Source organism: Kribbella sp. NPDC049227 (assembly GCF_043197265.1).
Lineage (GTDB): Bacteria > Actinomycetota > Actinomycetes > Propionibacteriales > Kribbellaceae > Kribbella.
Map to the genome: position 1 here is coordinate 1 of NZ_JBICST010000015.1, position 16,034 is coordinate 16,034.

12 protein-coding genes and 1 pseudogene are annotated in these 16,034 nt (G+C 66.6%); 4 read left to right on the top strand and 9 right to left on the bottom strand.

What is annotated here, in order from left to right:
• Positions 1–378 precede the first annotated feature (378 nt).
• The gene (locus ACGFH6_RS44350; protein ID WP_393397362.1) at positions 379–600 is read left to right on the top strand and encodes a hypothetical protein; all 222 of its coding nucleotides are present in this window, start codon (positions 379–381) and stop codon (positions 598–600) included.
• Positions 601–656: 56 nt separating this feature from the next.
• Here the strand turns inward: ACGFH6_RS44350 and ACGFH6_RS44355 are convergent, their stop codons facing one another.
• The gene (locus tag ACGFH6_RS44355; RefSeq protein ID WP_393397365.1) at positions 657–1,964 is read right to left on the bottom strand and encodes an MFS transporter; all 1,308 of its coding nucleotides are present in this window, start codon (positions 1,962–1,964) and stop codon (positions 657–659) included.
• A gap of 939 nt (positions 1,965–2,903) precedes the next feature.
• Between ACGFH6_RS44355 and ACGFH6_RS44360 the strand changes: the two genes are divergently transcribed.
• Complete coding sequence (locus tag ACGFH6_RS44360) at positions 2,904–3,974, top strand: ferritin-like protein (protein WP_393397368.1); 1,071 nt, start codon at positions 2,904–2,906, stop codon at positions 3,972–3,974.
• 21 nt (positions 3,975–3,995) lie between these two features.
• On the opposite strand, the gene ACGFH6_RS44365 is transcribed toward ACGFH6_RS44360, so the two are convergent.
• Positions 3,996–6,746, bottom strand: coding sequence for an ATP-binding protein (locus tag ACGFH6_RS44365; RefSeq protein WP_393397371.1), 2,751 nt, complete (start codon positions 6,744–6,746; stop codon positions 3,996–3,998).
• Between the two features lie 238 nt (positions 6,747–6,984).
• On the opposite strand from ACGFH6_RS44365, the gene ACGFH6_RS44370 reads away from it, so the two are divergent.
• On the top strand, positions 6,985–8,373 hold the full coding sequence (locus ACGFH6_RS44370) for an SIR2 family protein (RefSeq protein WP_393397374.1): 1,389 nt from the start codon (positions 6,985–6,987) through the stop codon (positions 8,371–8,373).
• Between the two features lie 3 nt (positions 8,374–8,376).
• Here ACGFH6_RS44370 and ACGFH6_RS44375 read toward each other — a convergent pair whose 3' ends face one another.
• Both ACGFH6_RS44375 and ACGFH6_RS44380 read right to left on the bottom strand, forming a co-directional pair.
• Entirely contained in the window at positions 8,377–9,606 is a 1,230-nt protein-coding gene (locus ACGFH6_RS44375) for a low temperature requirement protein A (protein WP_393397377.1), read from the bottom strand.
• A 17-nt stretch (positions 9,607–9,623) separates the two neighbouring features.
• Positions 9,624–10,166: a hypothetical protein gene (locus ACGFH6_RS44380; RefSeq protein ID WP_393397380.1), complete on the bottom strand. Its 543-nt coding sequence runs from the start codon at positions 10,164–10,166 to the stop codon at positions 9,624–9,626.
• A gap of 302 nt (positions 10,167–10,468) precedes the next feature.
• On the opposite strand from ACGFH6_RS44380, the gene ACGFH6_RS44385 reads away from it, so the two are divergent.
• Positions 10,469–11,308 (top strand): alpha/beta hydrolase, encoded by an 840-nt coding sequence (locus tag ACGFH6_RS44385; RefSeq protein WP_393397383.1) that lies wholly within the window; start codon positions 10,469–10,471, stop codon positions 11,306–11,308.
• Between the two features lie 215 nt (positions 11,309–11,523).
• On the opposite strand, the gene ACGFH6_RS44390 is transcribed toward ACGFH6_RS44385, so the two are convergent.
• From ACGFH6_RS44390 to ACGFH6_RS44410, 5 genes and pseudogenes are all read right to left on the bottom strand, one after another.
• A complete protein-coding gene (locus ACGFH6_RS44390; protein WP_393397386.1) occupies positions 11,524–12,870 on the bottom strand; it encodes a phosphomannomutase/phosphoglucomutase in 1,347 nt (448 codons plus the stop codon).
• Between the two features lie 31 nt (positions 12,871–12,901).
• On the bottom strand, positions 12,902–13,960 hold the full coding sequence (locus ACGFH6_RS44395; protein ID WP_393397389.1) for a glycosidase: 1,059 nt from the start codon (positions 13,958–13,960) through the stop codon (positions 12,902–12,904).
• Positions 13,961–13,984: 24 nt separating this feature from the next.
• Entirely contained in the window at positions 13,985–14,809 is an 825-nt protein-coding gene (locus ACGFH6_RS44400) for a carbohydrate ABC transporter permease (RefSeq protein ID WP_393397392.1), read from the bottom strand.
• The gene (locus ACGFH6_RS44405) at positions 14,809–15,768 is read right to left on the bottom strand and encodes a carbohydrate ABC transporter permease (RefSeq protein WP_393397395.1); all 960 of its coding nucleotides are present in this window, start codon (positions 15,766–15,768) and stop codon (positions 14,809–14,811) included. Before ACGFH6_RS44405 ends, ACGFH6_RS44400 begins: the two co-directional genes overlap by 1 nt.
• A pseudogene (locus ACGFH6_RS44410) lies at positions 15,765–16,034 on the bottom strand (sugar ABC transporter substrate-binding protein); the annotation flags it as partial. The pseudogene ACGFH6_RS44410 and the gene ACGFH6_RS44405, both read right to left, overlap by 4 nt.

Genomic DNA, 16,034 nt, shown 5'->3' on the forward strand with positions numbered 1-16,034 from the left:
GAGTGACCAGCGAACCCGTACCACGCTTGGAACGCTCGCACCTCGGTAATCGTTTCAGGCAGGTCCGGACCACCACACCCATTCGGAATGTAGTCGCGGACACCCCCGGTCGAGTAGCGCATCATGCCTCCCCCACAGATGCTCCTCTTCACACAGCATCACGCCCAGAGGACATTGGCGCAAGAGACCACCCAATCCGACGAACTTCGTCGTGGATCCAGACCTCCTGACGATGTGCGTTTGCAGCTGAGTCGGCTTGTGTCGTCGCGTGACAACGCAGATCGGCAAGAAGGACGAGACGCACACACTCGACCAACCGCGAACGTCAACTCCCAGTAGCCACAGGCGGTAGCGCGTCCGTGCCGGTCTCTCAAGAAGATGTCTGAGATAGCGATCTGGGTGCTCGGCAAGATCAAGGAGCGGGTGCTGCCGAGTGTGCCCTTTATCGGGATCCTCCTCGCCGGAGCCTGGCTGCTGTGGATCGCCGAACTCGGCAGATACCGCAACGACACCGGGATCCTGCGCCGCATCCATGGCAGCCTTCGGCGACTGCGCGCAAGCTCCGCGAAGCCATGCGATCGATCTGATCCGGCGCAGTGACGGCTACCACCCGGTGGGGTGCCCGCGGACCGTTGGACACGCATAGTCGCTGGTGATCAGGCGGGGATGTCGTCTCGCTCGGGCGTACTCGCGGCGCTGGCTCGCAGTAGGGAGGTACGAGCTGGTCCGACGACGCTTCGGGTGTTGCGTTTGAGGCGGAGTTGGGCCAGGAGGCTGATGAGCGCAAGGAGGATGGCCACCCCTGTGTACAAGGAGACTGCTGGGATCTCGCCGAGAGGGCGGATGAGCTGACCTTCGATGACGATGGGCACTCCGAACGCTACGTAGGAGACGAGGTAGATCCCGCCAACGACTCCCGCACGCTGATGAGTCGCCGCGAGCGGAAAGATGAGGCGCAGTGCCGCGGTGAAGGATGCGCCGAAGCCGACACCGGCGATGGCCTGTCCGATGATCATGACGGCCAGGCTTCCGGCGTACACACCACTGATGATGCCGATGGCCCCGATGATGGACGCCTGGATTCCGATGGTCATCTCACGCCGGGAGTCGACGCGGGCGAACGCCAGTCCGATGACGGCCGAGGTGGCAGGCGCTATGAACCCGGCCAGGCCGTTGAGCAGGCCGCTGTTCAGATGGAAGACGCTGCGAACCATGCTCGGCGCGAGCCCGCCTGACAAGCCTGCAAGCATCCAGACCGCGGCCACGACAGGCGCCGCCGCGGCGAATTCCCGTCGGGTGGCGGGCGGGAAGGTGATGCGAGGGATCAGCGAGCGGAGCGCACCGGGTGCGCGGGTCACGCTCTCGGGAGAGAGGGCGACGACGACGGCTCCAAGGACCGTGACGATGGTGAGGACGACGAAGATGATGGTGTTCGCGACGGTCGTGAGCTGGATCGCCAAGCCGGCCAGCAAGGAGCCGAGACCGAGACCCCCGGTCAGACCGACGCTGCCGAGGATCGTCCCCAGCCTCTTCCTGTTGAGCGGGGCGAGTTCGACGAGCGCCGCGGTGAAGGCAGTCGTCGCCGCGCCGCCCGCAAGGCCTTGCACGATCCGGCCGGCGATCACCCACTCGACGTCCGTGGCGACGAGGAACAGGAGGTTCGACACGATCTGAATGATCAGAGCGCCGATCAGCACCGGGCGCCGGCCGATGTGGTCGGACAGCGACCCGACGGTCAGGACTGCGGCGAGGAAGCCGATCGCGTAGACCGCGAATGCCAGCGTGAGAAGGGACGGGGGAAAGTTCCATTCCTCCCTGTAGACCACGAGCAGTGGCGTCAGCGCACCTGCCGTGAGGTACAGACTCGTGAACGTGATTGCCGCACCGGCGAGAGCCAAACCGGCGGGCAGGGTGGGTCGGCGCCCGGTAGCGGGCGCCCTGGTGGAGAGCTCGGATGATGGCACGAAAGCTCCTTGAAGTTGTGAGGCGCAGAAGTCCATGGCGACCACGTTCGAAGGTGTTCTGGCCGATCGGAGTACGTGGCGGCTGGAGAACTGCTCGATCGCGAGGGCGATGGATGTCATCGGCACGCGGTCGTCGATGCTTCGCGAGGCCTTCCACGGAACGACGCGGTTCGACGGGTCGTCGCGCTCCTGCAGTGGGGCAAGCACTTGCAGGCCGAGGCCTGGGCCGCTGCGCCTGGTGGCTGCGGCTGGGTTGGTCGCGGTCGCTCAGTCGATGACGACGACGACGCCCGTCGGCTCGTCCAGCACCTCCACCGTTCGTTCGTCGGCTCGGTCGATATGAACCCGGGGGTCCGCGGGCTTCGACCCGTCGCGTCATGTGGACACCGAAGGGCCGAGTAGGTCGTAGGCGTCAACTCGGAGGATGCTGCTGGTGAGTAGGCGAAGCTCACCTGTGACCGAGCAGTGAGTGCACAGGTACAGGTCGCAGTGTTCTTGGGTGAGGTCACTGATCCGCGGGAACACCCACTTGAAGCGGGCCCGGGTACCGGGTCCGCACCGCGCGCAGGTCTCGCCGAAATCGAATGTGCGGTCACCCGGACTGGGTTCGATCCATGCTGTCTCGTGCCGGCGGTGTGCGAGTAGGGCCGCGGGGATGCGCGGATCGGTGGTCATGGCGACGCCTTTCTGTGGTGCCGGGCGCGTTGGCGCTTCCGGTGCGGGTCGTGTTCGGTTACCTACTCTGGGCGGGAGGGTGCGCCCCGGGCGCCCGCGTAGTGCCGGGTCAACGCCCGGGTCGCCGACACCCATGCCCCACCGGGATCTCAGACCAGGGGGTGGCCGGGGTACTCACGGGCGCGCGCCATCCTGTCTGGCTCCGACAGTTGATTTGCCAGCACTCAAGGACCCTCCCCTGTCGACAGCCGAAGTGAGGCCCTCATGAATGACGCAGGACAGCAACGGACCGCCGGGGCGCCACCGAGCGCACGGATCGAGACGCTGGAAAGCCTTCGCGAGCACCTCCAGTGGGCCGTCGAACTGGAGCACGCCACCCTGCCGCCCTACCTCTGCGCGCTCTACTCGCTCGACCCTGAGCGGAACGCCGAAGCCGTTGAAGTGGTGAGCAGCGTCTTCGTCGAGGAGATGATTCACCTGGCGCTGGCCGCGAACATCCTCAACGCCATCGGTGGGAAGCCCTGCCTGGACAAGCCCGAGATGCTGCCGGGCTACCCCCGCCGCCTGCCCCACGGCGACCGTTCGCTGGAGTTCTCACTGGTTCCCTTCGGACCGGAGGCACTCGAGATGTTCCTCCGCCTCGAACAGCCCGCACCGCCCGGTGCACCGGCCGAAGGCGACGACTACGAGACGATCGGGCAGTTCTACGACGCAATCGAACAAGGATTGCACCGCGTCTGTGCCCAACTCGGCGAGCAGGAGGTCTTCTCCGGCGACTCCGCTCGCCAGGTCACAGCGGACCACTTCAGCCACACCGCCGGACGACTGCCCCAGGTCGAGAATCTCGACACTGCCCTGGTGGCGCTGACGGAGATCGTCGAGCAGGGCGAGGGCGCGCGCCGCGGCGAAGTGTGGGATGGCGACCAGGACATCTTCCACCCCGACCGGGGCGAGGTTGCGCACTACTACCGCTTCGTGGAACTCAAGCTGGGTCGACGCCACCGGTGCGGCGATACTCCAAAATCCGGGCCCACCGGTGAGGCTCTCCCGGTTGACTACGGCGGCGTCCACCCGATGCGCCGCAACCCGCGACTGGCCGACCACCCCCTCGACAGCCCGATCCGAATTGCCCAGGCAGAGTTCAACCACACGTACTGCGCACTGCTGCAGTCGCTGGATCAGGCGTTCAACGGCAGCCCGGAAATGCTCGGGGCAGCAGTCGGCACCATGTACCAACTCAGAGCACAGGCAGTGAGCCTGATGGAGATGCCCGACGGAGACGGCCGATCAGCCGGCCCGACCTTCGAGTACGTCGAACCCGCGCTCCGCCGATGAGCCACGCCGAGCGAGGCCGCTTTACGCGTTGAGGAGTGTGCCGGAGAGTTCTCGGCGGGATCCGATCCCGAGCTTGGCGAAGACCTTGCCGAGGTGCCACTCGACTGTGCGTGGGCTGAGGAACAGCTCAGCACCGATCTCGGGGTTCGTGCGCCCCTCAGCCGCCAGTCGAGCGATCTGAGCCTCTTGCGCCGTAAGTCCTTCCCGAGCCCCGACGGATCGCCTGCGGAGCGTCTCACCGGCGGCGACCAGTTCGCGACGGGCCCGTTCGGCGAAGGCCTCCGCGCCCATCTCGATGAGCAGGTCGTACGCCGACCTCAGGCGGCTGCGCGCATCGCGGCGACGGTTCTCCCGCCGCAACCACTCGCCGTAGAGCAGTTGAGCACGGGCGTGCTCGACGCGCATGCGAGTCTGGCCGAGCCGCTCGACCGCCTCGACGTGGTAGCCCTCGGCCGCGTCTCCCTGGCTCACCTGCGCGTGGGATCGGGCCTCGATTCCCAGAGCCCAGTCGGTGCCGCTGGCCCTCGTTGTCCGAATCAGCAGCTCGAGTGCATCCCCGGCGCGGTCGGGGTGGCCGCTTCGCGCGGCAGCCTCGACGAGTTCCACCAGCGACCAGGTGGAGAAGCCGAGCTCGTCGGCGTATCCGGCTCCTTGCTCTGCTGCTGCCATCGCTTGCTGGTAGTGCCCCAAAGCGTTGTGGAGAACGGCCGATGAGTAGTCGACGATGGTGAGTCCCATGCCCTCACCTCGCGCTGTGGCCTCCGCAGTGATGGATCGAGTGAGCGCGGAGACGATGTCTGGCCGGCCCTGCCACGCCGCGAGCGCCAGGGCGCCGTACGACGGCAGGTGATTGCCCATGACCTCATTGACAGTTGAGAACTCGTCGACCAGCGCAGCCGCCTCCGCGAACTCGCCGGCGAAGAAATGCAGGCCCATGCGGCTGCTGAGTGCGATCGGCAGCACCGCCAGGGCTCCGGCCTGCCGCGCAAGGCGAAGGTGGCGTGTGCACAACACCTCCCAGCTCTCGTCGTCCCACAGGTCATGGGCGGCATGAGTGGCCAGCCATAGCCAGCGAAGCGCATCGGCGACCGACACTTCGTCGGTTCGCCAAGCGCTCAGTGCACGCTGCAGTCGTGCGACGCCTGCCGAATATCCATCGATCATCAGCAAGGCCATCCCGTCCAGCAACAGGCCGGCTGGACGCTCGGTCGATGGAGGTACCGCGCGGGCTGCGCGGGCGACATCGCGAACGCCCACATCCCCGGTCAGACGTCCGACCATCAGCCCCGCCGCCAACGCATCGAGGTAAATGTCGCGGGCGGCAGCTTCGTCCAACGCCTCCATGCGCTGAGCGGCTGACAGCAACAGGGGCGGCGCGTCGCGGCCACGGCTGGAGAAGAACGCTATCTGTGCCCGGAGAACCTCCGCCCGGGCGCGAGTCGGCCCGTCGAGCGGCGCGGCCTCGACATCCGCCAGAAGGGCGAGTGCCGCGTCCGATGAGCCGGACTGGTGCCAGGCCCCCGCGGCAGCCAGGATGCGGGCAGGACGTCGAGTAGGGTCGTCGGTCAGTTCGATGGCGCGTTCGAGAAATGCCGCCTGTGCCGCCAGACCTCCTCGGGCCTGCGCCCGATCTGCGGACCTCTCCAATTCAACGGCGACCTGCTCATCGGGGCCGCTTGCCGCGTGCGCCCGGTGCCACGCCCGTCGGTCGGGATCGAGCTCCGGATCGGTCTCCTCTGCCAGTGCGAGGTGCACGGCTCGCCAGTCGGTCACCGCTGCGGCCCGAGCAACGGCAGATCGCACCAGCGGGTGCCGGAACCGAACCCGCGCGCTCAGCTCGATCAGGCCCGCTCGCACCGCCGGCGCCGAGGCTGCGAGGTCGACGTCGAGCCGCTGCACGGCTCGTCCCAGCATGCTCAGGTCCCCGGCAGGTTCGAGAGCAGCCGCAAGCAAGAACAGGCGCGTCGGACCGGGAAGTGCCGCCAAGCGCTCCGAGAAGCCCTGCTCCAGGTGAGTCTCCAACGGAACGGCGTTCGCCAGACCGAATCCGAAACTGAGCTCGGCCGTCGAAAGACCGCGAGGAAGTTCCAGCAGCGCCAACGGGTTGCCACGGGTCTCGGCCACGATCGCCTCGCGCACGCGATGGTCGACCTCGCCCGTCAGGACGGTGTCGAGCAGCGCGTGAGCATCGGCGTCCCTCAGCCCTCGAACGTCCATCGTCGGTTGCCCGGCCAGTTCACTGTCCTCGTGCTCGCCCCGCATCGCGAAGACCAGCGCGACCGGATCGGCCAGCTGTCGACGTGCCACGAACGCGAGTGTCTGGGCAGAGATGGGGTCGAGCCACTGCGCGTCGTCGATCACACACACCAGCGGCTGCTCCTCCGCCACGTCCGCGAGCAGGCTCAGCACCGCCAGTCCGACCAGGAATCGGTCCGGCGGTGGCCCGATGTGCATCCCGAACGCAGTGGACAGCGCATCACGCTGCGGCCCGGCAAGGCGGTCGAGATGGTCCAGCATCGGCGCGCACAACTGGTGCAAGCCGGAGAAGGGCAACTCCACTTCGGCCTCGACACCCGCCGTTCGTGCGAGCCGGCAGCTCGGTTGACACACACTCGCCAAGTAATCCAGCAGAGCTGTCTTGCCGACGCCTGCCTCGCCACGCAGCACCAGCACCTGGCTCGCGCCGGCGCGCACTTTGTCCACAAGGGCGTCAAGGGTCGCGCACTCGCTCTGCCTGCCGCGGAGCTCGATGGTCAGCCGGTGTGACGTCACGACGACAACCGGGAACGGGAGGAACCACATGTTGTCGTGCCCATCGAGCCTCCAGGTGAGGTCGACGTCTCCCCAGGTGGCCTCGACGACTCACGTCATCGTTTCAGGAAACACGCGCCGGATCGGGCCGGAACGTCCGCCGATTATCCCACACGGGCAGCACAACGGCTGGTGGCACGAACGCTCCACGAATCCTCGGAGTGGAACGAGCGCGGGCCGGGCGTGGCACGCTGGTCGGGTGACCATCGACCGGTACGAGCTCGTGGGGATCTTCGGCGGCGCTGTCGATGCCGGCGTCGCCTCGCTGTTCGTGGGCGCCGGCCTGTCCGCGGCGGCCGGACTGCCGACGTGGAGCGACCTCCTCGGCCCGCTCGCCGCCGAGATCGGCGTAGCGGGTGAGTTCGCGGATCTACCGCTCCTCGCCGAGTACTACGAGCAGAACGGTCCCGGTCGGCGGCCGGCGTTGGAGACCCACCTGCGCAACGTGCTGTCGCCGTACCGGACACCAGCGGAGAGTCATCGGCTGATCGCGAAGCTCCCGATCGACGAGATCTGGACAACCAACTTCGACTCGCTCCTGGAAGCGGCAGCTCCCGATGCCAGCGTCGCCGCCCATGACAACGATGCTCTCGACATCGGCACCGGGCGCCGGACGATCATCAAGATGCACGGCAGCCTCAGCCTCGACACCCCATCGGTGTGGATCGCCCCGCCGGTGATCACCCGCAGCGACTTCGAGCAGTACGAGGACACTCATCCCCGGATGTGGGCACTTCTGCGAGCGTCGTACCTCACCCGCACCATGCTCTTCCTCGGTTTCAGCTTCGCTGACCCCAACATCGACGTCCTGCTGCGACTCGCCCGCCGATACGGCACCACAGCCGCGGACCGACACCTCACCGCTCTGCGTCGACCGGTCGACCCCAAGGACATCCAACTCCACGAGCTGCGGGTCAGCGACCTGGAGAACAGCGGTGTGCACGTCTGCGAGATCAGCGACTTCAGCGAACTCACCCCGATGCTGCACGCAATCACCACCCGAACCCGGCCCGAACGCTTGTTCGTCAGCGGGAGTGGCGACAACTCACAGCTGAAACCGTGGTACGACAAGCTCGCGGTAGCGCTCACCGCTCGTCCTCCGTCGTGGCAGCTCGCCACGCTCGGCGGACCGGCGGGATGGGGTGTCACGAGCCGGCTCGCCGAGCTCCTGCGAGCCAATGGTCGCTACACGCCTGACCGATTCCGCATCTACTTCCGCAAGAATCCCGGAGAGCAGACGCCACTGATGGACACGCACTTCGGCACGGCGATCTTCACCGACCTCGAGCGGGAAGAACTCGTCGGCAGCGTCCTCGACAACTGCCGTGCACTACTTGTCATCTGCGGAGGAAGCGGAACCAGTGAGGAGGTGCGATTGGCTCTCGAGCGCGGTGTGAGCGTCATCCCCCTCGCATCCAGCGGCGCGACCGCACGCGCCGTTTGGGACAGTTCGACGACGCCTCCGGACCTCGGCGGCCGCCCGTGCGATCCGCAGGTCTGGCGCAATCTGGCCGACCCCGATCCGGACGTGGCCGTGATGGCCGCGATCACCGCGATCGACCAGGCGATGTGCCGCCCCAGAACCTAGAAATCAGCGTTCGCGCAGGTTGGTGTTCGGCTCAGCTGCTGACGGCATGGTGTTCGCAGGGCCGGCATGCTCTGGCACGGGTGGGTGCAGGACCAGGACAGCGACGACCAAGGTCATGACGACGGCTGTGAGCGCGAAGGGAATCGGGAGTATCGGGTCGAGGAGGATGAGGACGACTGCCAGGGGGATGACTGCGTTGACGACGCGGTCGGCGGCGCCACGGAGAGCGATCCACCAGATGCCGAGGACGAAGATCGCGATCGGGACAGCAACGGTGAAGGACGCGGCGACTTCCCCGAGTTTGCTGTGGTGGGTCAAGACGCCGATCTCGACTTCAATGCCCGCCGACAAGGCGCCGGCCGCGGCGAAGACGAAGTAGTGAACGTAGCCGTAGCGCAGAGAGCTGCCGAAGGCACTGATGGCTCGGTGATGTGGTGGCCAGAAGTACATCCACCACAGAGCCGCGGTGACCAAGAGGGTGAGCACCGCGATCGAGATGAGTGAACCGAGGGCTTGGTCGTCGTGCAGGGCCTCGATGATGGCATTGGCCGAGGCGAGGAGGCTCTCACCGAGCAGGATGAGGGTGAACAGGCCGTAGCGTTCCGTGATGTGGTGTGGGTGCCACGGTGTCGCACCCTGCCTCTCGGCGATCATGGGGATGGCGATCTCGGCCGCGATGAGTACGAGCAATGCGACGGACGAGACGGGGCCGGTCAGGAGCAGCTGGAGTAGCCAGAGGGCTTGGACGGTGGCGATGCCGCCGGCGTAGATCTGCGTGGCGCGCCGGTGTTGTCCTGCGGACCGGGAGGCGCGGAGCCACTGGGCGACCATCGCGACGCGCATGACAGCGTAACTCAGGACGAGGACGGTGTAGTCGTCGTCGGCGAAGACGGGGTCGATGCCGGCGGCCAGGACCAGTACGCCGCCCATTTGGACGATGCTGAGAACCCGGTACAGCCAGTCGTCGGTGGCGAAGGAGGTGGCGAACCAGGTGAAGTTCATCCAGGCCCACCAGATGGCAAAGAACACCACGCTGTAGGCGATCAGACCGTCAACGATGTGCGCCTCGGTGAAGGCGTGGTGGAGCTCGGCCGCCGCGATGCTGACGGCCACCACGAAGACCAGGTCGAAGAACAGTTCCAGCGACGACGCGGTCCGGCCGGGCTCGTTGGGGTCGCGCGGCCGCATCGGGACCAGGCGAGACTTCGTCAGCGCAGCGGTGGGCAACGTCATCGGCTCGCATGCTCAGGTCAGTGGCGCCAGGTCGCGAAGAGCGCGTCCGGCTCCCCGTTGGAAAGTACGCCGCCGTAGAACGTCTCCTCCGAGACCTGGAACGCATATGGCTCCAGGTCTGCGGAGAAGACCTCGACCACATGCGTCGGGTCCATGCCGATCACGTCCGTGGTGCGTGGATTCGGCGTTGACATGACAACACCGATGAGCGCCTTCTCCTGCATCCGCTCGATCAGGTCGCGCCAGTTGGACAGGTGCTCGATGATCTCCAGGGCGACGAAGAAATGCGCCTCCCGTGGTGGCGTCCAGTCGTTCAGATTGACGCCGTCGATGCCGCCGTCCACGGGGATGTACCGGCCCCGCCACCCGTACTCCGCGCGCAGGCAGTAGTCCAGTTCGGTCATGCCCGCGCCGACGTCCACGACGGTCATGTCATGGGTGAGGCCGCTCGCTGTCAACCAGTCGGCAGCAGCGCGGTACCGGACGGCACGGAACTCGTACTTGCCGGTGCGATCGCCCAGGTAGGAGTCGCAGGACTGAATGGTGGGGGTCCAGGTCATCAGCGCGCCACCCCTCTCGATCAACAGGTCTCGGGACTTCGGTCAGTGCGTTTGGTCCAGGCAACTCAACTGTCGGAGCCGCGCAGGAGGGCGCGCGCCTGTGAGGCCCCCGGCCACCCCCCGGGTCTGCGGCCCGGGGTCACGGCGGACCGCGACGAGTGGATCAGAACAACCTGGCACCGGGCGTACCGGGAGGGCGACCCGGGCATTGGCCCGGGACTACGCGGGCGCCCGGGGCCATCGTTTCCACCCAGAGTGGCGGCATCGCCTCACCAACGGACTCACCGCACTAGGAGGACACCATGCAGACCCATCGCACGCCCGAGACCGCCACTCCCCCACGCCACCGCCGAAGAATCGCCGCGCTCGGGGCCGCCGTAGTCGCCGCCCTGACCGCCGCCGTGTCACTCACGGTGCCGGCCGAGGCGCACACCACCAAGCCGACGATCGTGCTCGTCCACGGCGCCTGGGCCGACAGCACCAGCTGGGACAAGGTCACCCGGGAGCTCAAGGAGGACGGCTATCGCACCGTGACCCCCAAGCTCGGCCTCAACAGCGTCGCCGAGGACGTCGCGATCGTCAGTACGGCGCTGAACAAGATCTCGGGGAAGAAGGTGCTGGTATCGCACTCGTACGGCGGCATCGTCACCGCCGGCGCCTCCCACGGCCGCACGGACATCTCCGCGTTCGTCTACGCGGCTGCCCTGGTACCAGACGAGGGCGACTCGATCGCCAGCCTCGGCGCCGGCTTCACCCCGTCCGAGGCCTTCGGGCACCTGATCTTCACCGGCGAACCCTTCGCCTCGCCGGCCTTCATCGACCCGGACTTCTTCCATCAGTACTTCGCTCAAGATCTGAGCACACGACAGGCAGCCGTGTTGAACGCCGCCCAACTGCCGCTCAACTTCTCGATCGTCGGAACACCCTCCGGCCCGGTCGGCTGGCACAACGTCCCGTCCTGGTACGCCGTGTCCGGCCAGGACCGGATGATCGACCCGGCCGAAGAACGCTCGATGGCGGCACACGTCGGCGCCACCGTCGTCGAATTCCCCACCGCCAGCCACGTCGGCGGAATCACCCGGCTGGCGTCACGCTTCGCCGCGCTCATAGAACACGCGGTTCGCTCAACCCTGGTGAGGTGACCGCGAGCTCCGCGCCATCGCGGCGGAGCATCTCACTGGCCAGGCCTGTTCTCAGGTCTGGCCAGTGAGCGCGTGGGCAGGAAGGCGCAGAGCTCCAAGCCGACAGGATCACGGTGACAGCCGAGCGAGCCTTCGACATGCCTACACGTCCGGCCCACCGACCCTGTCGCCGACGTGTTGCACCACAACACCGCGGGGTGACCACGCCGATCTGTTCACTGGTCCAGCAGGGTCACAACGTCTTGGCGAAGCTGGTCCATGCTGTCGTGGTCGGTCGCTTCGACGTTGAGGCGGAGCAACGATTCGGTGTTCGAGGGGCGCAGATTGAACCACGCTCCGTCGGGCAGGGTGATGGTCAAGCCGTCCAGTCGGTCCACGGTCGCGCCGTGTGCTGTGTAGTGCGTTTCGACTCGGTCCAGAACAGCAGGGACATCGGCGATCGTGCGGTTGATCTCGCCGCTGTCAGCGTAGCGGGAGGACTGGGCTGCCAGCGCTGACAGCGGCCGGTCGGTCTCCCCCAGGGCCGCCAGCACGTGGAGGGCCGCCAACATGCCGGTGTCGGCGCGCCAGAACGGGCGGAAGTAGTAGTGGCCGGAGTGTTCGCCGCCGAATACCGCGTCGTGGTCGGCCATGGCCTGCTTGATGAACGAGTGTCCGACCCGGCTGCGGACGGGTGTGCCACCGCGCTCGGTGATCTGCTCGGCGACAGCTTTGCTGGCGACGACGTTGTAGACGATCGCTGAGCCGGGGTGCCCGGCGAGTTCCCGCGCGGCGATGAGGCTGATGACGTGGTTGGGAGACACGGTGTCGCCGTTCTCGTCGACGAAGAAGCACCGATCGGCGTCACCGTCGAAGGCGAGGCCGGCATCGGCGTGGTGCAGTCGAACCGCAGCGCGCAGGTCGACCAGGTTGGCCGGGTTCAGCGGGTTGGCCTCGTGGTTGGGGAAGGTGCCATCGAGATCGAAGTAGAGCGGCACGATGTCGAGGGCGGGATCGTCGAGCACGACGGGTGCGGTGTGTCCAGCCATTCCGTTGCCGGCATCGACGACGATCTTCAACCGGCGGCTGTCGGCCAGACTGACGAGGCTGTGGAGGTACCTGGCGTACGAGGGCAACAGGTCCTCGGACTGCGAGGTTCCGTCCGGTCCGTCGTACGTCGGCAGTCCGGTCGCCAGCAGGGTCCTGATTTCGGCGAGGCCGGTGTCCTGCCCGACGGGTCTCGCTCCGGCACGGCAGAGTTTGATGCCGTTGTAGGCAGGTGGGTTATGACTGGCGGTGATCATTGCGCCGGGCACGTCACGTGCCCCGGAGGCGAAGTACAGCAGATCGGTAGAGGCCAGCCCGATGGCGAGCACGTCGATGCCGCGGCTGTTGACGCCGGCTGCGAAGGCGTCGGCCAGTTTGGGTGACGACACTCGCATGTCGTGTCCGACCGCGATCAGGTCCGCACCACTGAGGTGTGCGAAGGCGGCGCCGATCTGGTACGTCAGTTGCGCGTCGAGTTGGTCCGGCACGGTGCCGCGGATGTCGTATGCCTTGATCAGGCTTGTGAGGTCTCGCATGGCTGTTGGTCCTTAGCTTCTCGGTGGGCGATCATGAGGTCCGATCCAGCCTGGCTACGCCGATCTTGGAGTCGGCCATGCCGTAGAACACGTAGTGCACGCCGCCGACCTGTTCGATGGCGGTCGGGAACACCACATTGGAGACTGTCCCGGTCCGTTCTTCGTCGGTTTCCGGCACCAGGATCGGCTCGGCGGTGCGGTCCAGGACCTTGGTCACATCGGATGCGTCCAGCAGCAGTGCCCCGGCCGCGTAGATGACCTTCTGCGTCGTCGGGTCGAAGCCCTGCGGCTGCTCACCGGTGACGCCGTGGTGGATCACCAGCCAGCCCTCGGGGACCCGCAGCGGCGCCGGCCCGGCGCCGATCTTGAGCTCCTCGAACGGATGCTCCGACATCGCCACCAGCCGGTGGTTCCGCAGATGCACCAGGTTCCGTACGTCGTGCTCCACCAGCGAGACCGGCACGAACGACACCCAGATCCCCGGTCGGGCGTCAGTGATCCCGGCCGGCAGGTGCACTCCCTCCCCCTCGCGGAACCAGCCGAGATCCCACATCGGCCGATGCAGCATCGCGTACGACGGCTCGCCGTCCGGCCCGGCCACGGGTTCGGGGAAGAACACCGTGTCCTTGTTCGGGAACAAGTTCAGGTCTGTGTCCAACGAAGGTTGGTACTCGAAGTGCAACGGGCCCAGCCGCTCCCAGTTCCGTAGGTCCGACGACACCGCGAGCGCGGGATTCGGCCCGAGTGGCCCGTACGCGACGTACGTCATCACGTGCCTGCCCAGCGACGGGATCCAGGTCACTCGTGGATCCTCGACACCGGCGTTGTTCAGCCCGCGCTCCCAGCCCACGTCGGGAGCGAGCACGATCCCCTCGCGGGAGACACCGGTCGGTACACCATCAGTGAGCTCGACCTTCGCCAGCCCGACCCGGGACACGTTGCCGGACGCAACCAGCCGGGGCAGCAGATACAGCGTGCCGTCCGGCGTGTGGCCGGTGGCGGGGTTCAGTACCCCTTCGACCTCCAGCTCGTTGCCGGGTTCGGGCGTCATCAGGACGCCGACACGGGTCAAGGTGTAGGAAACAGTCACAGCAGCAAAGCCTTTCTCGGATGGTCAACCCTTGATCCCCGACTCGATGCCCTGGGAGATGAAGCGGCGCTGGAAGACTGTGAACAGACCCACAGCTGGAGCGGCCAGCACACACGCCCCCGCGAGTACGGCGCCGAACGGGTTCGCCGCCCGCGCCGACACGGTGGTCAGGTAGTTCGACAGCGACACTGCGAGCGGCTGCAGATCCTGCTGCTTGGTGATCAGGAACGGCCACAGAAACTCGTTCCACGGACCGATGAAGGTGATCAGCACTCCGGTCAGCAGGGCGGGTTTGACCAACGGGAGGGCGACCCGCCACAGGATGTTCAGCTCGCCCGCGCCGTCGATCCGGGCCGCGTCGAACAGCTCCTGCGGCAGTTGCAGGAAGTACTGACGGAAGACGAACACCGCCGTGGAGTTGATCACGAACGGCGCGATCATGCCGAGGTAGGAGTCGGCCAGCCCGTAGCTGCGCACGATCATCACATACAGCGGAATGGTCAGCAGCTGGAATGGGATCACCTGAACCAGCAGCATCAGGCCGAACACCGCACCCCGGCCGCGGAATTGCAGCCGAGCCAGCGCGTAGCCCGCGAGTACGCCGAAGACGAGCGTCCCGAGGATGACGCCGCCGGTGAAGATTCCCGAATTCAGCAGGGATCTGCCCAGGTTGATCGCGGTGTCGATCTCGGCATAGTTCCGGCCGGTCAGATTCGCCGGCGAGGGGAAGGCGCCCTTGACGCTGGGGTCCGGTTCGGCCTGCAGGCTGCCGATCAGCATGTAGTAGAAGGGGAACAGGAACACGAAGGCGCCGAGCAGCAGGGCCAGGAATCGCCACGGACTCTTCATCAATCTTCCCTCCCGACGAAGCGCCGTTCGAGCAGCGCGATGATGAGTACCCCGATCACCAGCAGCACGCCGATCGCGGAACCGATGTCCGGATTGCCTTGCTCGATGCCGCGTTGGTACATGATCAGTACCGGCGAAGCGGAGGCTCCGTCAGGCCCGCCGCCACCGGTGAGCAGATAGGGCTCGGTGAAAAGGTTCGCCCCGGTGACAGTCGCCAGCAGGACGACGAGAGTCGTGGCGGGGCGCACTCCGGGAACGGTGACACTCCAGAAAGACTTCCATCGCCCGGCGCCGTCCACCGATGCCGCCTCGTACAGATCCTTCGACACGTTCTGCAACGCGGCCAGGTACAGCAGGATGAAGAAGCCCAGCTGTTTCCAGGTCACGTAGATCGCGACCGTCGGCATCGCCAGCTTCGAGCTCACCAGCCAGGACGGATCCGGGGCGAGCGGGCCGAGGATGGAGTTGACCAACCCGTTCGAGTTGAACAGGAACAGCCACACCCCGACCACGGCGACACTCGCCGCCACATAGGGAACGTAGTAGCTGACCCGGAAGAACGTCCGCCACCGGATCGCCGCGTTCAACGCGTTCGCCAGCACCAGCGACAGCACCACCGTCAGCGGAACGTTGATCAGCAGGAAGATCCCGACGTTGCCGAAGGCCCGGCGCACCGCGGGGTCCGACAGCACCGCCGTGTAGTTGTCGAGTCCCACGAACGGCCTGTCCACGATCGCGCCGGGCGCGGTGAAGAAGTAGTCGTGGAACGACATGTACACAGCGAAGCCCAGCGGATAGGCGAAGATCGCCGTGAGGAAGACGAGGTACGGAGTGACGAACGCAGTACCGATCGGTTGGTTGCCGAGGATCCGGCCGAACAGGGACCTTTCGGAAGGCCTGCCACCCGGGCTCCTTCCGACAGACCTCCTGCCGGCCGAGGTACTGCGCATCAGACTCATGGCTTCGAGGCGAGCTGATCGATCGTCCGGACGGCGCCGTCGAGGGCCGTTGCGAGGTCCTCATGGCCGAAGATGACCGACTTGGAGTAGGCGTCACGGAAGGTCTGCCAGATGGTGATCGAGTTCGGTACGTTCGGCACGTCAGTCGTCCGCGCGGCCTGGTCGGCGAAGACCTTGTAGTCAGGGTTCTTCGCGAAGTAGTCCGGGTACGCGGCCGTGACGTCCTTGCGCAGCGGCATCTGCCCGGTCGCGGTCAGGAACTTGCC

Excerpts from the sequence above, each read along its gene's own strand:
- ACGFH6_RS44350 (WP_393397362.1), top strand. The coding sequence starts at position 379 with ATGTCTGAGATAGCGATCTGGGTGCTCGGCAAGATCAAGGAGCGGGTG.
- ACGFH6_RS44360 (WP_393397368.1), top strand. The coding sequence starts at position 2,904 with ATGAATGACGCAGGACAGCAACGGACCGCCGGGGCGCCACCGAGCGCA.
- ACGFH6_RS44400 (WP_393397392.1), bottom strand. The coding sequence starts at position 14,809 with ATGAAGAGTCCGTGGCGATTCCTGGCCCTGCTGCTCGGCGCCTTCGTG.
- ACGFH6_RS44385 (WP_393397383.1), top strand. The coding sequence starts at position 10,469 with ATGCAGACCCATCGCACGCCCGAGACCGCCACTCCCCCACGCCACCGC.
- ACGFH6_RS44380 (WP_393397380.1), bottom strand. The coding sequence starts at position 10,166 with ATGACCTGGACCCCCACCATTCAGTCCTGCGACTCCTACCTGGGCGAT.
- ACGFH6_RS44390 (WP_393397386.1), bottom strand. The coding sequence starts at position 12,870 with ATGCGAGACCTCACAAGCCTGATCAAGGCATACGACATCCGCGGCACC.
- ACGFH6_RS44405 (WP_393397395.1), bottom strand. The coding sequence starts at position 15,768 with ATGAGTCTGATGCGCAGTACCTCGGCCGGCAGGAGGTCTGTCGGAAGG.
- ACGFH6_RS44375 (WP_393397377.1), bottom strand. The coding sequence starts at position 9,606 with ATGACGTTGCCCACCGCTGCGCTGACGAAGTCTCGCCTGGTCCCGATG.